Annotated in this window: 12 protein-coding genes and 1 pseudogene; 6 read left to right on the forward strand and 7 right to left on the reverse strand. The window is 58.1% G+C overall.

All coding sequences use genetic code 11. The features are described 5' to 3' along the window. Positions 1-115: 115 nt before the first annotated feature. The 3 genes from PKO02S_RS15655 to PKO02S_RS15665 are packed head-to-tail and all read left to right on the forward strand — an operon-like array spanning position 116 to position 5,395. The gene (locus PKO02S_RS15655) at positions 116-1,846 is read left to right on the forward strand and encodes an ABC transporter ATP-binding protein (RefSeq protein ID WP_127584456.1); all 1,731 of its coding nucleotides are present in this window, start codon (positions 116-118) and stop codon (positions 1,844-1,846) included. Next, a complete protein-coding gene (locus PKO02S_RS15660; RefSeq protein ID WP_127584458.1) occupies positions 1,843-3,765 on the forward strand; it encodes an ABC transporter ATP-binding protein in 1,923 nt (640 codons plus the stop codon). Before PKO02S_RS15655 ends, PKO02S_RS15660 begins: the two co-directional genes overlap by 4 nt. 19 nt (positions 3,766-3,784) lie before the next feature. Further along, positions 3,785-5,395 (forward strand): DHA2 family efflux MFS transporter permease subunit, encoded by a 1,611-nt coding sequence (locus PKO02S_RS15665; RefSeq protein WP_127584460.1) that lies wholly within the window; start codon positions 3,785-3,787, stop codon positions 5,393-5,395. 303 nt (positions 5,396-5,698) lie between these two features. Here PKO02S_RS15665 and PKO02S_RS15670 read toward each other — a convergent pair whose 3' ends face one another. The 3 genes from PKO02S_RS15670 to PKO02S_RS15680 all read right to left on the reverse strand — a co-directional run bounded on the left by PKO02S_RS15670 (position 5,699) and on the right by PKO02S_RS15680 (position 9,907). After that, a complete protein-coding gene (locus tag PKO02S_RS15670; protein WP_127584462.1) occupies positions 5,699-6,940 on the reverse strand; it encodes a glycosyltransferase family 4 protein in 1,242 nt (413 codons plus the stop codon). Continuing rightward, the gene (locus PKO02S_RS15675) at positions 6,930-7,865 is read right to left on the reverse strand and encodes a lysylphosphatidylglycerol synthase domain-containing protein (RefSeq protein WP_127584477.1); all 936 of its coding nucleotides are present in this window, start codon (positions 7,863-7,865) and stop codon (positions 6,930-6,932) included. The genes PKO02S_RS15670 and PKO02S_RS15675 overlap by 11 nt, the downstream gene beginning before the upstream one ends. 170 nt (positions 7,866-8,035) lie before the next feature. Further along, on the reverse strand, positions 8,036-9,907 hold the full coding sequence (locus tag PKO02S_RS15680) for an LTA synthase family protein (RefSeq protein ID WP_127584464.1): 1,872 nt from the start codon (positions 9,905-9,907) through the stop codon (positions 8,036-8,038). Positions 9,908-10,237: 330 nt separating this feature from the next. On the opposite strand from PKO02S_RS15680, the gene PKO02S_RS15685 reads away from it, so the two are divergent. Further along, a complete protein-coding gene (locus tag PKO02S_RS15685; protein ID WP_127584467.1) occupies positions 10,238-12,037 on the forward strand; it encodes a purine/pyrimidine permease in 1,800 nt (599 codons plus the stop codon). A 382-nt stretch (positions 12,038-12,419) separates the two neighbouring features. On the opposite strand, the gene PKO02S_RS15690 is transcribed toward PKO02S_RS15685, so the two are convergent. From PKO02S_RS15690 to PKO02S_RS15705, 4 genes are all read right to left on the reverse strand, one after another. Beyond that, positions 12,420-12,659 (reverse strand): hypothetical protein, encoded by a 240-nt coding sequence (locus PKO02S_RS15690; protein ID WP_218033935.1) that lies wholly within the window; start codon positions 12,657-12,659, stop codon positions 12,420-12,422. A gap of 647 nt (positions 12,660-13,306) precedes the next feature. Beyond that, positions 13,307-14,449 carry a peptidylprolyl isomerase gene (locus PKO02S_RS15695; RefSeq protein ID WP_164821479.1) on the reverse strand — a complete coding sequence of 381 codons (1,143 nt, stop codon included), beginning with the start codon at positions 14,447-14,449 and terminating at the stop codon, positions 13,307-13,309. 80 nt (positions 14,450-14,529) lie between these two features. Further along, entirely contained in the window at positions 14,530-15,111 is a 582-nt protein-coding gene (locus tag PKO02S_RS15700; RefSeq protein WP_127584471.1) for a hypothetical protein, read from the reverse strand. A gap of 19 nt (positions 15,112-15,130) precedes the next feature. Beyond that, positions 15,131-15,664, reverse strand: coding sequence for a hypothetical protein (locus tag PKO02S_RS15705; RefSeq protein WP_127584473.1), 534 nt, complete (start codon positions 15,662-15,664; stop codon positions 15,131-15,133). A 160-nt stretch (positions 15,665-15,824) separates the two neighbouring features. Between PKO02S_RS15705 and PKO02S_RS15710 the strand changes: the two genes are divergently transcribed. Beyond that, on the forward strand, positions 15,825-16,328 hold the full coding sequence (locus PKO02S_RS15710; RefSeq protein WP_127584475.1) for a DUF6385 domain-containing protein: 504 nt from the start codon (positions 15,825-15,827) through the stop codon (positions 16,326-16,328). A gap of 11 nt (positions 16,329-16,339) precedes the next feature. After that, positions 16,340-16,533 (forward strand): annotated as a pseudogene (locus PKO02S_RS15715) (DUF6385 domain-containing protein); the annotation flags it as partial.

Here is a 16,533-nt window from a genome sequence, read left to right on the forward strand (position 1 = left end):
TTTACTTGGAGGAAGAGAAGGTTTGAACCGTTCTCTCCCTGTTAACATTGGGTTTAAAAAAGTATGATAAGGTGGTGTACATACTGGAGAACCTGTCTGGAAAGGAGACTTTATATTGTTACGACTATTTCGATTTTTGAAGCCGTATAAGCTTGCGCTCGCTGGCGTGCTGTTCCTGACGCTGCTGCAGTCGTTGTCTGAGCTGTATTTGCCGACGCTGATGGCGGACATTGTAAACATCGGGATCGTGGGGGGCGACAACTCGTACATTTGGAAAATAGGAGGGATCATGCTGCTGATCGCGGCGGTCGGCGTCGGGTTCTCGATCTGGGCGAGCGACCTGTCCGCCAAAATCTCGGCCGGTCTCGGCCGGATCATTCGCGGCAAGCTCTTCGCCCATGCGGAGAAATTCTCGTTGCAGGAATTCGATCGCATCGGCACCGCCTCGATGATCACCCGGACGACGAACGACGTCACGCAAGTTCAGATGGTCATGATGATGATGCTGCGGATGATGGTCATGGCCCCGATGATGTGCATCGGCGGTCTCGTCATGGCGATCTCCAAGGACGCCAAGCTGTCGCTCGTCATTGCGGTCGTCATCCCGATTCTAGTGGCGACGATCTTCGGAATCGCCTGGAAGGGCATTCCGCTCTTCAAAGTGATGCAGACGAAGCTCGACAAGCTGAACCTCGTGCTGCGCGAGTCGTTGACCGGGATCCGCGTCATCCGCTCGTTCAACCGGGTGGACTATGAGACGAAGCGGTTCGCCGAGGCGAACCGGGATCTCACCGATACGGCGATCCGCGCCAATCAGATTATGGCGGCGATGATGCCGGCGATGATCCTGGTGATGAACTTCGCCTCGATCGCTATCATCTGGTTCGGCGGACTGCGCATCGAGGCCGGCGGAATGCAGGTCGGCGACCTGATGGCGTTCATCCAATACGCGATGCAGATCATGTTCTCGCTCGTCATGGTGTCGATGATGTTCGTCATGCTGCCGCGGGCTTCCGCTTCGGCCGTGCGCATCAACGAGGTGCTCGACATCAAGCCTGAGATCGAGGATGCCGTGCAGACGAAGGAGCCTGCGATGCAGCGGAGCGGCCACGTTCGGTTCGAGAACGTGACGTTCCATTACCCAGGCGCCGAAGCGCCGGCGGTCGGGGGCATCAGCTTCACCGCCGAGCCGGGCGAAGTGACCGCCATCATCGGCGGTACCGGAGCCGGCAAGTCGACGCTCGTCAGCCTGATCCCGCGCTTCTATGACGTGGGCGAAGGCCGGGTGCTGATCGACGGAATGGACGTCCGCGAGATGAAGCAGGAGACGCTGCGCGCGAAGATCGGCTTCGTGCCGCAGAAGGCCGTGTTGTTCACCGGCACGATCGCGGAGAACATTCGCTATGGCAAAGAGGACGCCACGGAGGAAGAACTTCGGCATGCGGCGGATATCGCGCAAGCGACGGAGTTTATCTCCGGCATGAAGGAAGGCTACGACTCGGTGCTCGCCCAAGGCGGCAAGAATGTCTCCGGCGGCCAGAAGCAAAGGCTGTCGATCGCTCGTGCGCTCGTGCGGCGGCCGGATATCTACATCTTCGACGACAGCTTCTCGGCGCTCGACTTCAAGACCGACGCCAAGCTGCGTGCGGCGCTTAAGCCCGAGACGTCGGAGGCGACCGTGCTCATCGTCGCGCAGCGCGTCAGCACCATTATGGACGCCGACCGCATCATCGTGCTCGAGGACGGACGAATTGCCGGCAACGGCAATCATGACGAGCTCATGGCCACTTGCGAAGTATACCGGGAAATCGTGCTTTCCCAGCTGTCAGAGGAGGAGATCGCATGAGTGACCACCAGCGCAGAGAAGCACCGTCCCGTCCCGGCGGCCCCGGTCAAGGCGGTCCCGGCATGGGGCCCGGCGCCTGGAGACCCGGCGGCGGCCCGCCCGGATTCGGCATGCCGGCGCAGAAAGCCAAAAATTTCAAAGGCACGTTCCGTCGCCTGATCGGCTATCTCCGGCCATACCGGTTCCGCCTGATGACCGTCCTGTTGACGGCTATCGCAAGCACCGTATTCGGCATCGTCAGCCCGAAGCTGATGGGCCACGCGACGACCAAAATGTTCGAAGGCGTCATGGCTCGTCTGAACAAAGTGCCCGGCGCGGAGATCGACTTCACTTACATTTGGAACATTGTCTCGATATTATCGCTGTTATATGTATTAAGCGCGATTTTCGGCTTTATCATGCAATACTTGATGGCGGGCGTCGCCCAGAACACGGTGTACGAGCTGCGCCGCGAAGTAAGCGCCAAGCTCACGCGCCTGCCGCTCTCTTACTTCGACTCCAAGACGCACGGGGAAATCATGAGCCGCGCCGTCAACGACGTCGATACGATCAGCGGCACGCTGCAGCAGAGCTTGACCCAGCTCATCACCTCGATCGTGACGATCCTAGGGGTTATCGTAATGATGCTGACGATCAGTCCGCTGCTCACCGTGATCGTAGTGCTGACCATCCCGCTAAGCGGCGTCGTTGTGGCGCGGATCGCGAAGCAGTCGCAGAAGCATTTTATGGGGCAGCAAAAAGAGCTCGGCGAGTTGAACGGCCACGTGGAGGAAATGTACACCGGTCACCGCATCGTGAAAGCGTTCGGGCATGAGGCGAAGTCGATCGCCAAGTTCGACGCCATCAACGCGAAGCTCTACGAGTCCGGCCGCAAGGCGCAGTTCATATCCGGCGTTATGATGCCGCTCATTAACTTTGTGAACAATATCGGCTATGTGCTCATCTGTATCGTCGGCGGGCTGCTCGTAACCCGGAATTCCATTGCCATCGGGGATATTCAAGCGTTTATCCAGTATGCCCGGCAGTTCTCGATGCCGATCGCCCAGACGGCTCAGATCGCTAACGTCATCCAATCGACGATTGCGGCGGCGGAACGGGTGTTCGAGCTGCTCGATGAGCCGGAGGAAGTGCCGGAGGCGGCTCAGCCGACAGCGTTGGCCTACCCTCGCGGCAAAGTGAAGTTCCAGAATGTGAAGTTCGGCTACACCGAGGACGCGCCGCTGATGGAGAACATGAGCATCGACGTGGAGCAAGGACAGACGATTGCGATCGTAGGTCCGACGGGAGCGGGGAAAACGACGCTGATCAACCTGCTCATGCGGTTTTACGAGGTGAACGGCGGCTCGATCACAATCGACGGTGTAGACATCACGGCGATGAAGCGCAGCCACCTGCACGGCCTGTTCGGGATGGTGCTGCAGGATACGTGGCTGTTCAACGGGACGATTCGCGACAACATCGGATATGGGCGGGCTGGCGCTACCGAGGACGAAATCGTGCAGGCGGCCGTTGCGGCGCATGCCGACCATTTTATCCGCACGCTGCCTGACGGTTACGATACGGTTCTGAATGAAGAGGCGTCGAACATCTCGCAAGGGCAAAAGCAGCTGCTGACGATCGCCCGCGCGATTCTCGCCGATCCGGCCATCTTGATCCTGGACGAAGCGACGAGCAGCGTCGACACGCGGACGGAGATCTACATCCAGAAGGCGATGCAGCGGTTGATGGAAGGCCGTACGAGCTTCGTCATCGCGCACCGGCTGTCGACGATTCGGGACGCCAATCTCATCCTGGTCATGAATCAAGGCAGCGTCATCGAGCAAGGTACCCACCAAGAGCTTCTGGAGCAAAACGGCTTCTACGCCGAGCTGTACAATAGCCAATTTACCGAGAAAGGCTTAAGTCCTATCGCCGGGTAAAAGAAGAAGGAGACGCTTTATGAGTGCCAACCAAGCAACGCTAGATCCGAACCGAAATCCGGCTGAATTCCGCATCGGCAGCATCATAGTCCCGCTGCTCGCTATTATCGCCGGCGTGTTCATGGTTATTCTCGACGCGACGGCGATGAACGTGGCGCTGTCCAGCCTCGTGCACGACTTCGACGCGCCTTTGTCTCGCCTGCAATGGACCGTGACCGGCTACATGCTGGCGCAGGCTTCGGTCATTCCGCTGTCCGGTTGGCTGTCGGACCGCTTCGGGGCGAAACGCGTATTCCTCGTGTCCGTCGTTCTGTTCACCGTCGGCTCGGCGCTCTGCGCCTTGCCGAACAGCGCGGAGTGGCTCATCCTGTTCCGCGTCATCCAGGGGCTGGGCGGCGGCTGCGTGCTGCCGGTCGCCATGGCTTATGTGTATCGCCTCAGCCCGCCGGAGAAAGTCGGCGTAGTCATGGGCATGATGGGCGTGCCGATCCTGTTCGCTCCGGCGATCGGACCGGTGCTGTCCGGGTGGCTCGTCGAGTTCCACTCGTGGCGCTGGATATTCCTGATCAACATTCCGATCGGGCTGATCTGTCTGTGGGTCGGCCTGCGCCGCTTGCCGAAGATTGACAAGCAGCGAGTGGCGACGATCGATGTGCCGGGCATTATTCTCGGGCCGCTGGCGTTCGCGGCGCTGTCCTACGGCGTGAGCGAAGGCGCGCACGGCTGGTCCTCGGCGAAGACGCTGACCGGCTTGATCGTCGGCGGCATCGCCTTGATCTTGTTCATCTTCGTCGAGCTGCGGTCGAAGACGCCGCTGCTCGAGCTGCGCGTGTTCCGCTCGCTGGACTTCTCGGCCGGCATCATCGTACAGTGGATTGCGCAGTTCGCGCTGTACGGCGCGTTGTTCCTGATGCCGCAGTTCCTGCAGCAGGCGCGGGGCTTCGAGCCGTTCGATACGGGCTTGACGCTGCTGCCGCAGGCGCTCGCCTCGGGGCTCATGATGCCGATCGCCGGCATGCTGTTCGACAAGATCGGCGTGCGCTGGCTCGTCGTGGCCGGGCTCGGCCTTGTGTCGGGCGCGCTGTACCAGTACTCGCATGTCGACCTGACGACGCAGCGAGTGGACTTGATTCTGCCGCTGCTCATGTGCGGCGCGGGGATGGGCATGATGATGATGCCGATGAACTCGCATCTGATCAGCAAGGCGCCGCGCGACCTCGTGAGTCGCGTCACGTCGCTCACCAACGCGATGCAGCAGGTGATCAGCTCGCTGGCGGTCGCGACGCTCGTCACGATCTTGACGTCGCGGACGGCGACCAAGCTGACCGAGTTGCAATCGGCAGCAGGCGGTGCGGGGGCGGCGGCAGGTGGCGGTGCCAGCTCTGCAGGCTCTGCGGGTGCAGGTGCCGCGGCGGGAGCCGCAAAAGGCACAGCCGCAACGCCCGAGGCGCAGGCCGCGTTCATGGAGGCGATGGTGCATGGCTTCCGCGAGACGTTCCATGTCATGATCTTCATCGCCATCGCCGGAGCGCTGCTCGGCCTCGTTCTGCGGCGCGGCAAGAAGCCTGGCGCCCAAGAGGCGCGCGACGGCAAGGGCAAAGGCGAGGAAGCCGTCCTGATGCACGGTTAGTTTCTGGCACAACGAAAGGCCGTTCCCTGATCGCTTACTGAGCGATAGAGGGAACGGCCTTTTCGATTGCGCTGCGATATAATAAGGTGATGCCATAACGCTATTTTGCCTAACTCGGCATTCCGGAGAGAAATAAGATGATGCCATAATGCTATTCGCCCCGAAATGCCCCGTAGGGAGCGGCTAGACCCGAAATAAGGTGATGCCATAACGCTATTTTGCTCGGAATCGGAGTGTGGAGCGAAATAAGGTGATTTCATAACGTTATTCTGCTAAGCCACCGCAACCTGAGACTAACCGTCGCTACTTGCCGCCCGCACTCGCGCCGACTTCCTTGCCGGCCGCACCGGCTGCGCCAGCCCCCCGCTGCGCCGCGGACGCCCGCGCCTCCGCCCCAGCTGGCGCGCAGAACGCGCTCATCGCGCGGTCGAACCGTTCCGCCAACTGCGCGTAGCGGAACTGCGAACGCGCCCGCTCGTAGCCGGCGCTCGCCAGCTCCTCGCGCAGCGCTTCATCGCGCGCGAGCCGCACGACGGCGTCTGCGATAGCCGTCGGCGATTGCGGGTCGACGAGCACGCCCGTCTCCCCGTCGAGCACGGCTTCGCCCACTCCGCCGGACTTCCCGGCAATGACCGGGATCCCCGTCATCGCCGCCTCCAAGTACACGATGCCGAACCCTTCGGCATCGCCCTGCTCGAGCTCCCGCGACACCATCAGGAACTGGTCGCATGTATTGTAGAAGGCGTTCATCGCCGCCAAATCCTTCACATAACCGGTGAACACGACCTGCTCGGCGACACCGCGGTCGCGGGCAAGCTGCTCGAGCCGCTTGCGCTCGGGCCCGTCCCCCGCGATCACATACACCGCGTTCGGGATCGCCTCCAGGATGGCCGGCATCGACTCGATCACCTTGTCGTGGCCTTTGCGCCGAACGAGCCGCCCGACCGTGAGCAGCTTGTATTTACCGGCAAGGCCGTACTCGTCGATCAGCGTCTGGCTCGGCTGCTGCTTCTCGTACACGTCCTCAACGCCAGGGTACACAAGCTGAATCCGAGCCGGGTTAACCCCATAGTCGAGGACGAGCGCCTTCGTGAACTCGCTGTTTGTCAGCACGCCGTCGGCCTTTTGCAATATAAGCGAAACGAGCTTGTTCAGCCCCCAGATTTTACGGAATTGCAGCATATCCATGCCGTGCGTAGAGATGGCGTACTTGCAGCCCTTCCATTTTTTCAAGATCAACCCGATAATGCCGATCAGGATATAGCCATATAGCGTCACATCCGCCTTCTCTTCCCGCACCGTGCGCTTCACCATCCGGAACAGGCGCGGCCAACTGCTCAAGTGAACGGTCTCCTGCTGAAGAAAATCGCCCCGTACGGTCTGATAGGGCTGCTCGGCGTCGAATGCGGCGTCACCTGGGTAATGAGGGGCTACAACGGTCATTTTATGCTTAGAGTATTTGCTTAAATTGTAGTAGTATTTCTGCATGCCCCCGACACCGGGAGGGAAGACGCCCGCAACGAGAACGACACTTTTACGCTTCATAGACCTTCATCCTCTTTCTCGTAAAATGGACGGCTTGCATGACGGCAAAGAACAGAGCCTCGCTCAGAATATTCCAAATGCGCGAGATGATCGATATATGCAGCGCGGTGGCGGCATCCATGTGAAAGGATAGGAAATAGACGAGAAATCCTTCCCGGATCCCCAGTCCGCCTGGAAGCGGGCTCAGCAGACCGAGCAGCCATGCACAAGCGAATGTGCCCGCAGCGTACATCAGGCCGACCGACGGGACATCGAAGCTGCGGATCAGCAGCCAGAAGGCGACCCCCATGACCATATGGCTGAGCAAGTAATAGCCGAGGTACAAGAAAAAGCTTTTGCGTGTCATCAGCTTGGCCGGGGCGGAAAAATTCTTGATTTTGAATTTGCGGATGAACCAGCCGGCCCCTCGAGCGATGCCCTTCGACACTTGAGGGTAGAACCCGTAAACAAGCCCCATGGCGATCACAAATAAGACAAGCCCATACCAAGGGAGCACCTTCAGTATCAGCAGCAAGATCAATGAATAGATCGCCGCGGCTAGAATGAGCAGGACATGCTCGTAGAAAATAGCGGACAGCTGCGGAGCCATCCCGACGCCTTCCCGGCTTGCCATAACGATGCGCCCGGCGTAGTTCCAGAACCCGCCTGGAATGTATTTGCCGAATTGCGAGCGGTTATAAATGTATAGCCCCTTGAACATCGAAAGCTGGCGCCCTCCGTCGTTCAAGATCGCGAGCCAGATGGCGGACTGGAACATGAGGAAGCATGTGAACAGCGCGAGCGACGTATAGAACACGGGACCGGTATGGAGCAAATACCGCCAAATCTCGCCCGGCTTCATATCGACGCTGCGGACGATGAAGAATACGAGGACTGCCGCCAACAGAACCTTAAGACATGTGGAAATGACTTTTTTCCAAGACAATCCCGGTTTCACCTGCCTATGTCATCCTTACTATTATATCGCTACCGCCAGGACGTAACCATCCGTTTACAGTAACTACAGAAAATAAACCCTGGTCAAGTCTTCCAGCTTCAGCAAAAGTGAAGGACCTCGCAAGCTTGGAGTTGCTTGAGGTCCTTCTCCGTAAAATGCTATTCCTTCTGCACCCGATCCGGCAGCTGTAGCACGTAGCTGTCCGACAAGTTGAGCAGCTTGAGAGCTCGGGCGAAATCCTCTTCCGTCGCTACTTCGCCGTTCTCGTTCAGCAACGGGAACTGGGTGCCGTCCTGGAAGCCGCTGCCCGACAGGAACAGCGAGCTGTCGCTCAGGAACGAGCCGGACGGCAAGTAGTAGCGCTGCGGGATCAGATTGCTCGTGTTGTTCAGCAAATCCTGCCCGAAATGCAGGTAGTAGTCCAGCGAAATCCCCAGCAGGTTGGCGATTGTCGGCATCGTGTCGACTTGGCCGCCGATCTGCGGGAATGTCTTCGGCTCCGTCACGCCAGGTGCGGCGATAATCAGAGGCACATTGATCATGTCCTTGTAATTGTACTCATGGCCAAAAATCTCAAGCATCAGCTTCTTCTCTTCGTGATCGAGCTGGTTCATCGGGACGCCGCGGTGATCGCCGTACAGCACGATCAGGCTGTTGTCCCACAGCCCTTTCTCTTTCAAGTCGTCGATAAATTTGCCTAGCGCGTAGTCGGCGTAGTTCTGCGAACGGAGATAGTCGCCTACGATGTTGTCCTGGTATTTCTCCGGCATCTGCATCCGGTTCTTCTCCGGTGGCAGATCGAACGGATGATGGGCCGACATCGAGATGAGCTGTGCGTAGAACGGTTTCCCATCTCGGCGCTGCTCAATCTTCTTCAGCTCCTCTACCGTCTTGTCGTAGAGAATCTCGTCGGAGGAACCGAAGGCAATCGCGTCATCGGCACCGAAGAACGCCTGATCGTAATAGCGCTGGAAGCCGAGCGCCGAGTACAATTCGCCGCGATTCCAGAATTCCACGACATTCGTATGGAATGTCTGCGTAGAGTAGCCTTGGTTCTCCAGCAGTCTCGGCAAGCTTGGCAGCACTTTGTCGGCGTATTCCTGGGATGCCGGGCCTCTTGGCGGGATATAGTAAGACGTGTTCGTAATAAACTCCGCATCGGACGTATTCCCTTGCCCTACTTGCTGATAGAAGTTCGGAAAATAGAAGTGGTTCCTGACCAGACGGTTCAGGTTGGGCGTTACTTCCTTGCCTCCGACCTTATAGTCGATCAGGAAGCTCTGGAACGATTCCATCTGGATGATGATCAAGTTACGACCCTTCGCCGCTCCCCAGTAAGCCGGAGATTCCGATGCGGGCTGCAGCTTTTTGAGCTCGTTGATCCGCGATTGAGTCAGCTCCGAAGGATCGGCCAGCTCGATTTCGTCCTTTTTGAACAAAGTATAAAACTCGTAATTCAGAATGCCCATCTGCTCGGCCTTCACATGCTCGTTCAGGCTGGCCCGGTTCGGCAAGACATCCAGCAGCGCCAGCAGCACGGAAGCTGTGAACATAATCGCCACCGCTTTTTTGGAGATGCGGACCGAACTGATCGAATTCCAGACCATCTTGGTTTTTTTCCGGAACATGAGAATGCCGAAAACCACAATATCCATGAAAATCGGCAAATAATACGGGTCGACCAGCTTAAGGACGCTTTTCTTCACAGCGGTCACTTGGTTGACTTGTTTGAGAGAATGATAGGTTGCGATGACGCCATAATATTTGTAATACATAATAATAGAGAAGAAGAGTAACGTAAAAAACAGATTGACCCACAAATAGACCGCCAGCTTGCGCTTGGACGAAAACCATTCGATCAAGCAGAATACAATCCAGATTACCGGAAGCTCCTTGAGTAAGGTTGACCACGATGGGCCGTTATCGAACAGGATAGTCCAGGCCACATAGCTTTTGAGCAGCAACAGCACGGAGAAAAACACAAACAGCCGGGCCCGCAGCAAACGGTCGGAAGAGAACCATGATTTCATATTTAGGACGCCTTCCTTACTAAGTGGTTTAGCTATTAAAGTATTAAGATTTTATGTTTATTATGCTCCTAATAGGCCGTCCATGTCAAAAGGAGTACCCTGCCATTCTGGAGGGGCTCGGCGGAAAAGCTTGTCGCATCAAGGGTTGTCTCGAAAAAAGGAACTGTAAGCGTGTAAAAATTCCTAAAGACAACCTAGCATTCGCCCGATAAATGGTATGAAAACGGTTCAAAAGACGCTAGATTGGGCCGGAATAACGGACTAGTAGAGTGGATGGAGGGAGCAGGTGTATGAGAGAGGGGCAAGCTACATACACTGGGCACATACGAAATGTTGAAACGGAAAGGTTCGGGGGCCAGCTTGAATAGAGTCGAGAAATCCGTGTGGATGCAAGAAGGGCTCGGCGCCGTCCAATGGATGGTGTTCCTGCTCGCCAACTCGATCGCCGTGCCGATCGTCTTGAGCGGGATGCTGCATTCGACCGTCGAGGAGACGGTGGGGCTAATGCAGCGGACGCTGCTCGTGGTGGGCGTCACCACCTTCCTGCAGGTGCGGTTCGGGCATCGGCTGCCGATCGCCGACGGGCCGGCCGGTATTTGGACGGCAGTCGTGTTCCTGGTGGTGGAGACGACGGTCAGGCAAGGCGCCGCAGCGGGTGAAGCTTTGCGGCTGTTCGAAGGCGGGATGCTGACCGCCGGGCTTGTGCTTCTGGGGTTGAACGTAACGGGGCTGATCCGGCGCATGCTCGCTTTGTTCAGCTCGGCGGTGACCGGCACGTATATGCTGCTGCTTGGCGTTCAATTGAGCAGCATCTTCCTCAAAGGAATGCTGGGGGTCAGCGCGGCATCGCCAGGGATTGATGTGTCGGCGTCCGGCGTCTCGATCGGCGTGTTCGCGGTGATCCTCGTGCTCTCGATGCGGGGAGCGAGCTGGCTGCGCGGCTACTCGGTTATTGTGGGCATCGCCGTTGGCTGGGTCGCTTATACGCTTCTGGCCGGCTCAGGCAGGGCGGAAGGCGGCGGAGGCATCGGCGCGGACGCTGTGGCAATGGCGGAGTTGCCGCTATTCGAGCTACCGCAGCTGTTCGCTTGGGGATGGCCGGCGTGGAACGCGGGCATGACAGCGACCGCCGTACTGATCGCGTTCGTGCTCGTCTCGAACACGATCGCCTCTGCGGCTGCCGTCGGCCGGCTGGTCGATGAGCTGGAGCCTGGCGGCTCAGAGGTGGGTAGAGGCGATGGTACGAGTGATGGCGTGAAGGCCGGTGCGGGAACCGATGCAGGTGCAGGAGTTGGCAGAGGCGATGGTGCGAGGGCTGGAGCCGGAAGTGCAGGTGCAGAAGTTGACGGAGACGGGGCTGGAGCCGGAAGTGCAGGTGCAGGAGCTGTCGGAGACGCTAGTGCGAGGGCTGGAGCCGTTGGTACAGGTGCAGGAGTTGGTGGAGGCGATGGTGCGAGGGCTGGAGCCGGAAGTGCAGGTGCAGAAGTTGACGGAGACGTTAGTACGAGGGCTGGAGCCGGTGGTGCCGATGCAGGTGCAGGGGCTGAAGCCGGTTTGGGTGCAAGTGCAGGCGTGAGCGCGGGAGCTGTCGGAGGTACTGGTGCGAGAGCTGGTGTTAGTGCCTTGCCGCTTGGCGAGCGGCTCGTGGCCCGCAGCATCCTGGCAAGCGGCGTGAACCAGTGGATCTCGGCGCTTTTCTCTACGACGGGCATGGTGTCGATGGCATCGACGGCAGGTTTCGTCCGGCTGACGCGTGCCGCCGCGCTGCGCCCGCTGCTCGTCGCGTGCGTCCTGCTGGCGCTGCTCGCTTGCTTCCCGCTCTGGACCGGGTACCTCGGCGCCATCCCGGGCCCGGTCGCCAGCGCAGCCATTATGGCCACGCTCATCCAACTGCTCGGCGTGGGTCTGCAATCCATCGCCGCCGAGTCGTTCGACCAGCGTCGAGTGACGATCATAGGCGTGTCGCTGCTGTTTGGCGGCGGACTAATGTTCTTGCCGGCGGAGAGTCTGCAGGCGCTACCGAGCAACCTGCAATACGTGCTCGGCAATGGCCTGATCGTCGGCACCGCACTGTGTGCGGTGCTGGAGCGTGTTTGGCGCTTGCGGCGGGAAGGGGATCGAGGCGCTTGAGGCTGGCTTGTTTGTTGTAGTCCGAATTTTTTTCCGGACTACAGAGGTGGGGCATGGGCGGATATCCGCTGCAGTCCGATTTTGCCGATTTTGCCCACTTGGCGAGGTGGTTTCGCAAGGTGGGCTCGAAAAGTGGCGCTGCAATTGTGTGAAATCGGACTGCAGCGTCTTTCGAGGTAGTGCTGGCTCCTGTAGGTGGGGTGGGAAAAGTCCAACTGCGGGGAGGTTGGTTATTGAAGCTGGTACCCAGCAGCAGGTTTGATTTGACTGGGCTAGATGCAGCAACCCTTGTCAACTCAGCAGCCGCAGCAACCTGGCAACACAAACAATCCGAGCTACCTGAGAACCAGAACAATCGAAGTAACCCGAACAACCGAAGTAACTAGAGCTCAGCCAACCCGGCCAAGCCAGTCAACCCAGCCAACCCAGCCAAGCCCAGCAAGCCCAGCAAGCCCAGCAAGCCCAGCAAGCCCAGCAAGCCCAGCAAGCCCAGCAAGCCCAGCAAACCCAGCCACCCCAGCAAGCCCAGCAAGCCCAGCAAGCCCAGCAAGCCCAGCCAAGCCCGCCGCCCCAGCAAGCTCAGCCACCCCAGCAAACCCAGCACCCCAGCAAGCCCAGCCAACCTCAACCTCCAGTAACAAGTTGCTCAACTACTTACAGCTCCCCAATCCGACTATCCAACAGCCCCAGCACGATCGAGCACCGATTTCCCAGCAAACCAAGCTACTCCACCCCCCGTCCAATCCTCGCTCACCCCGCTCACATACATCCTCTGCACCTTCGTAACCTCGACGACCAAGTAACCTCCTCACCTAATCCAGTACGGATGGAATTAAAAAGCTCGGTAGAAAGGTCTACTTGGCAGATGGAGAGGTCGGCAAAGGTCGAAGTGGGGTAAAGTTTAGTCTACATGGCGAGTAGAGCGTCCCGTTCGGCAGCAATTCCTCCCGCTCCGAATCAGATGTATAACGATTCTACATCTGAAGCCGAAAATGCCCGGAAATCAGCTACAGATGTAGAGGATTTGTACAACTGTACGCTAAAACGGTCTATTTTCGCAGTCAAAGTATAAGAAATAGACATCTGAACGTCAAAAATTCTAGTCAGGCGTACAATTCTTATACATCTGAGCACCAACTTGGCCGATTTCGGCCCGCAGATGTACAAAGCTTGTACAACTGAGAACTGGGTCGTCACCACCCCTCAGACCTCCCCTTGCGAACAAAAAGGACCGTCCGGCGAAAAGCCGAACGGTCCTTTTTGTTCAATTTACTTCAAATTCGTGCTCTCGATCATAGCGGTGATTTCGACGTTTATGAACTTGTTGTACGTGGTGTTGGTCAGCTGCTGCTTCAACTGGTCCTTCACTTGATCCAGCGTCTGCACGGTACGCGACTCGACCTCGATGAGATGGTAGCCGTATTCCGTCTTGACCGGCTCGCTCAGCTGTTTGAGCGGCAAATCGGCGGCGGCTTTCTTGAACTCGGTCACGTAGCCGGCGATGACGGCGTCGGTGTAGCGGCCGCCGCTGTCCTTCGACCCAGGGTCGTCGGAGTATGTCTTGGCCAGTTCGTCGAAGCTGCCGCCCTTCACGAGCTTCTCCCGCACTTCCTTGATGCGGGCGAGCGCTTCGTCGGCCGTACGAGTCGGCTGCCCGGTGTTCGGATCGTTCAAGCCGACCAGAATGTGCCGCACGGTAGCCGTCACGAACGCAGCCGAATCTTCCTTGCGCTGGCGGTCGTACTCCGCTTGAATCGCGGCGGAGTCCACCATCTTGAGGAGCGCTTGCTGGGCAAGCACGTTGTACTGAATATATTGGCGCAGGTCTTGCAGGTTCAAGTTCAACCCTCTCAGCTGCGCCGCGAGCGTATCGGTCGAACCGAAATACTGGACGACTTGATTGAACTGCGCATCGACTGTAGCGCCAACCCCTTGCAGATCTTCCGCACTCGCACGCGACGACAACACCTTCAAGGCGATCAACTGCTTCAGCTGGTATTCCTTGTAAGCCGGATCGATGCCCGGATCGCCTTGGGAGCCATAGAAGCGGGAGGCTGAACTAAACGTATCCAGCTCGACCTTCGTCACTTGGCCGCCGCCTTGATAAGTGGCGACGACGGCTGCGCCGGCGCCGCCGTAATTTTTACCGATGTAGATGGAGCTCGTATCATTGTCGAAGTCCACCGGCTTGCCGAGCGATTCGGCTACCCAGCGGAGCGGGACGTAAGTAGTGTCATTGTAGATGAAGCCTTGACTCCCGCTCGGCGGCTGTTTGTCGACCCCGTCGAACGTGTACTTGAGCTCCCGAAAATAAACCTCGATCGAGGTGCTCATCGTCGCATATGTAAGCGTGCCTGTCATCATGGTGCCGATCGTCAGCCCGACCAGCAATCCTTTCAGCTTGTCCTTCATTAATGTCATCCTTCCGTCGATTAATGGCGTTTCTTCAGACTTCCTCGTATGTATTCCGCATCGAGATGCGGTTTTCCTGCTCAAGCTTCCCACCATTCGAGATTGATTGTGTTGGTCAGCACCCCGGCGACGGAAAGCGAGCCCGCAACTTGCACCGATAGCGTCTGTCCGGGGGGGACGACAATGCGACCGCTCTCGCTCAACTGGAAGGGGCCGCCGACGAGCGGGATCGCCTGTAGACTAGTTCCGGCGGAGACGGCGGATGTGGAGGAGCGGACGGTCATAACGCTGGTCTGCGCGCTGGTGAAGTTGCTGTTCGCCGGAGTAACGGTAGTCGGTCCGGTCAGAGTCCCTCCCTGGAGTAGCGTAACCGACCCGGTAAAGTTGGAGAGCAGGCTCAGGGAGATGCCGATGCCGCCCGTGAATCGGGCGACGTAGCAAGTTCGTCCGCTGCCGCCGGGATTCGCGAGCTGTATGGAGATGATGACATTGCCCCCAAGAATGCCAAGCGAGCTGGTATTAGTGGCGGTGCCGACAAACAGGAAGCCGCTTTTGCCTGCACTTGCCTCCGGCGGAGCCACGGTTCCTGGAGCTAAGTAGGTGTTGACCTGTTGCGTGTATATGGGTTGATTCGGGCTATCGAAAACAAATTCGTTCGTCATGCCGGCACCGCCCTCCTTATCAATATTCCCACCAGCTCAAGTTGATGGAGGAGCTCGAGGCTGTCGTACCGAGCGTGATGCTGATCGTCTGGCCTGGGGGTACGATCAGACCGCCGCGAAACTCGACGCTGAACAACCCCGCGCTTAGCTGAGCCGTCCAGAAGACGGTCGGTGAGCCGCCGAGCGTGCCGGTATTCCGCCGGCCGGTCATCACGCTCGTATTGGCGCTGCCGAACCGTGTATTGAACGGGGTAGGCGTAACGCCGCCTGTGATCGTGCCGCTGGAGTTGATGGTGAGCACTACAGCTGCTGTCGTCCCGCCGACGATGCGGGAGATGTACATCGTTTTGCCGCTGCCTCCGGCATTCGCCGCTTGCAGCAGCAAGCTGCTGCCTCCGCCCACGCTGATATTTCCCGAGCTGAGAATATAGAAAGCGCCGGCCTTGGCCGCGTCGCCCTCCGGCGTATTGCCGATCTCGGGGGCTACATACGTGTTGGTGGAATAGGTGTAGAGGGGAAGGTTTGAGCTATTGAAAATGGAGTGATTGGTCATGGTGATCGTGCCCCCTTGCATGGTTCTTACTTACTATATGTCGCCGCAGACAGGCTTGGCTGGGTACAACCCTCGATTTCGACGAGAAATGCGCAGAAGCCGTGACCAATCAGGATGCGCGTCATATATTGTCGAAGCACAACTAACAAGGAGAGCCGACATGGGAACTCGATCAAAATGTGCCGGAACCAAGCCTAAGGGGAAGAGAAGCGCCAGCAGCAGCTGCAGCTGCAAGCTCGTATGCAAGCCGCACAAAGAGAAGCAGAAGTGCAGCAAACCTTTTCTAGCACCCAAGGGGACTGCGCTGAATTGTCGACCGATCCGGTCCGCATGCGGCAAGTCCGGCCGTTATTGCGGGCAGAGCGAGCGCTCGATACAGGTGACCGATGTATGGAAGCCGCACATGCTCATGGACGTATCCCGATTCTCGGTGTACTCTTACGGCATCGTGAACCGGGGCAGCGATCCTGTAGTTGTAAAAGCCCAAATCGGGCCGAATGCAAACGATTTTGCCGATGACAGCGAAGGGGTTGTAAAGGGCGGAGAGACGCTTGCGCTCGTGCCTTCCCGGTTTTTGCGCTTCGCGAGAATTCAAGTGCGGGCCCAAGCTCCGGGAACCGAGCCGGTTATTGATGTGTACTTCCAAGCCCAGACCGCAGGATAAGGGGGAGAGCTATGCCTAACTTTGCGTCCTTCAACACGAATCCCGAAAATTTGCGTACGCTTATTTTTGGACAAGACGCTACCGAAACGCCGAGAGCCGTAGCAACAGATTCCGCAGGAAACGTAAAAACGATTATCATGGATGGGACGATTTCCGGGATCTCGATCTCCGGAGCGACGATCACCAATATTTTGGACGGTACGAT

Source organism: Paenibacillus koleovorans NBRC 103111, assembly GCF_004000845.1.
Classification (GTDB): domain Bacteria; phylum Bacillota; class Bacilli; order Paenibacillales; family NBRC-103111; genus Paenibacillus_AA; species Paenibacillus_AA koleovorans.

Coding starts and splice junctions, on each gene's coding strand:
- PKO02S_RS15660 (WP_127584458.1), top strand. CDS start 1,843: ATGAGTGACCACCAGCGCAGAGAAGCACCGTCCCGTCCCGGCGGCCCC.
- PKO02S_RS15665 (WP_127584460.1), top strand. CDS start 3,785: ATGAGTGCCAACCAAGCAACGCTAGATCCGAACCGAAATCCGGCTGAA.
- PKO02S_RS15670 (WP_127584462.1), bottom strand. CDS start 6,940: ATGAAGCGTAAAAGTGTCGTTCTCGTTGCGGGCGTCTTCCCTCCCGGT.
- PKO02S_RS15680 (WP_127584464.1), bottom strand. CDS start 9,907: ATGAAATCATGGTTCTCTTCCGACCGTTTGCTGCGGGCCCGGCTGTTT.
- PKO02S_RS15685 (WP_127584467.1), top strand. CDS start 10,238: ATGTTGAAACGGAAAGGTTCGGGGGCCAGCTTGAATAGAGTCGAGAAA.
- PKO02S_RS15695 (WP_164821479.1), bottom strand. CDS start 14,449: ATGAAGGACAAGCTGAAAGGATTGCTGGTCGGGCTGACGATCGGCACC.
- PKO02S_RS15700 (WP_127584471.1), bottom strand. CDS start 15,111: ATGACGAACGAATTTGTTTTCGATAGCCCGAATCAACCCATATACACG.
- PKO02S_RS15705 (WP_127584473.1), bottom strand. CDS start 15,664: ATGACCAATCACTCCATTTTCAATAGCTCAAACCTTCCCCTCTACACC.
- PKO02S_RS15710 (WP_127584475.1), top strand. CDS start 15,825: ATGGGAACTCGATCAAAATGTGCCGGAACCAAGCCTAAGGGGAAGAGA.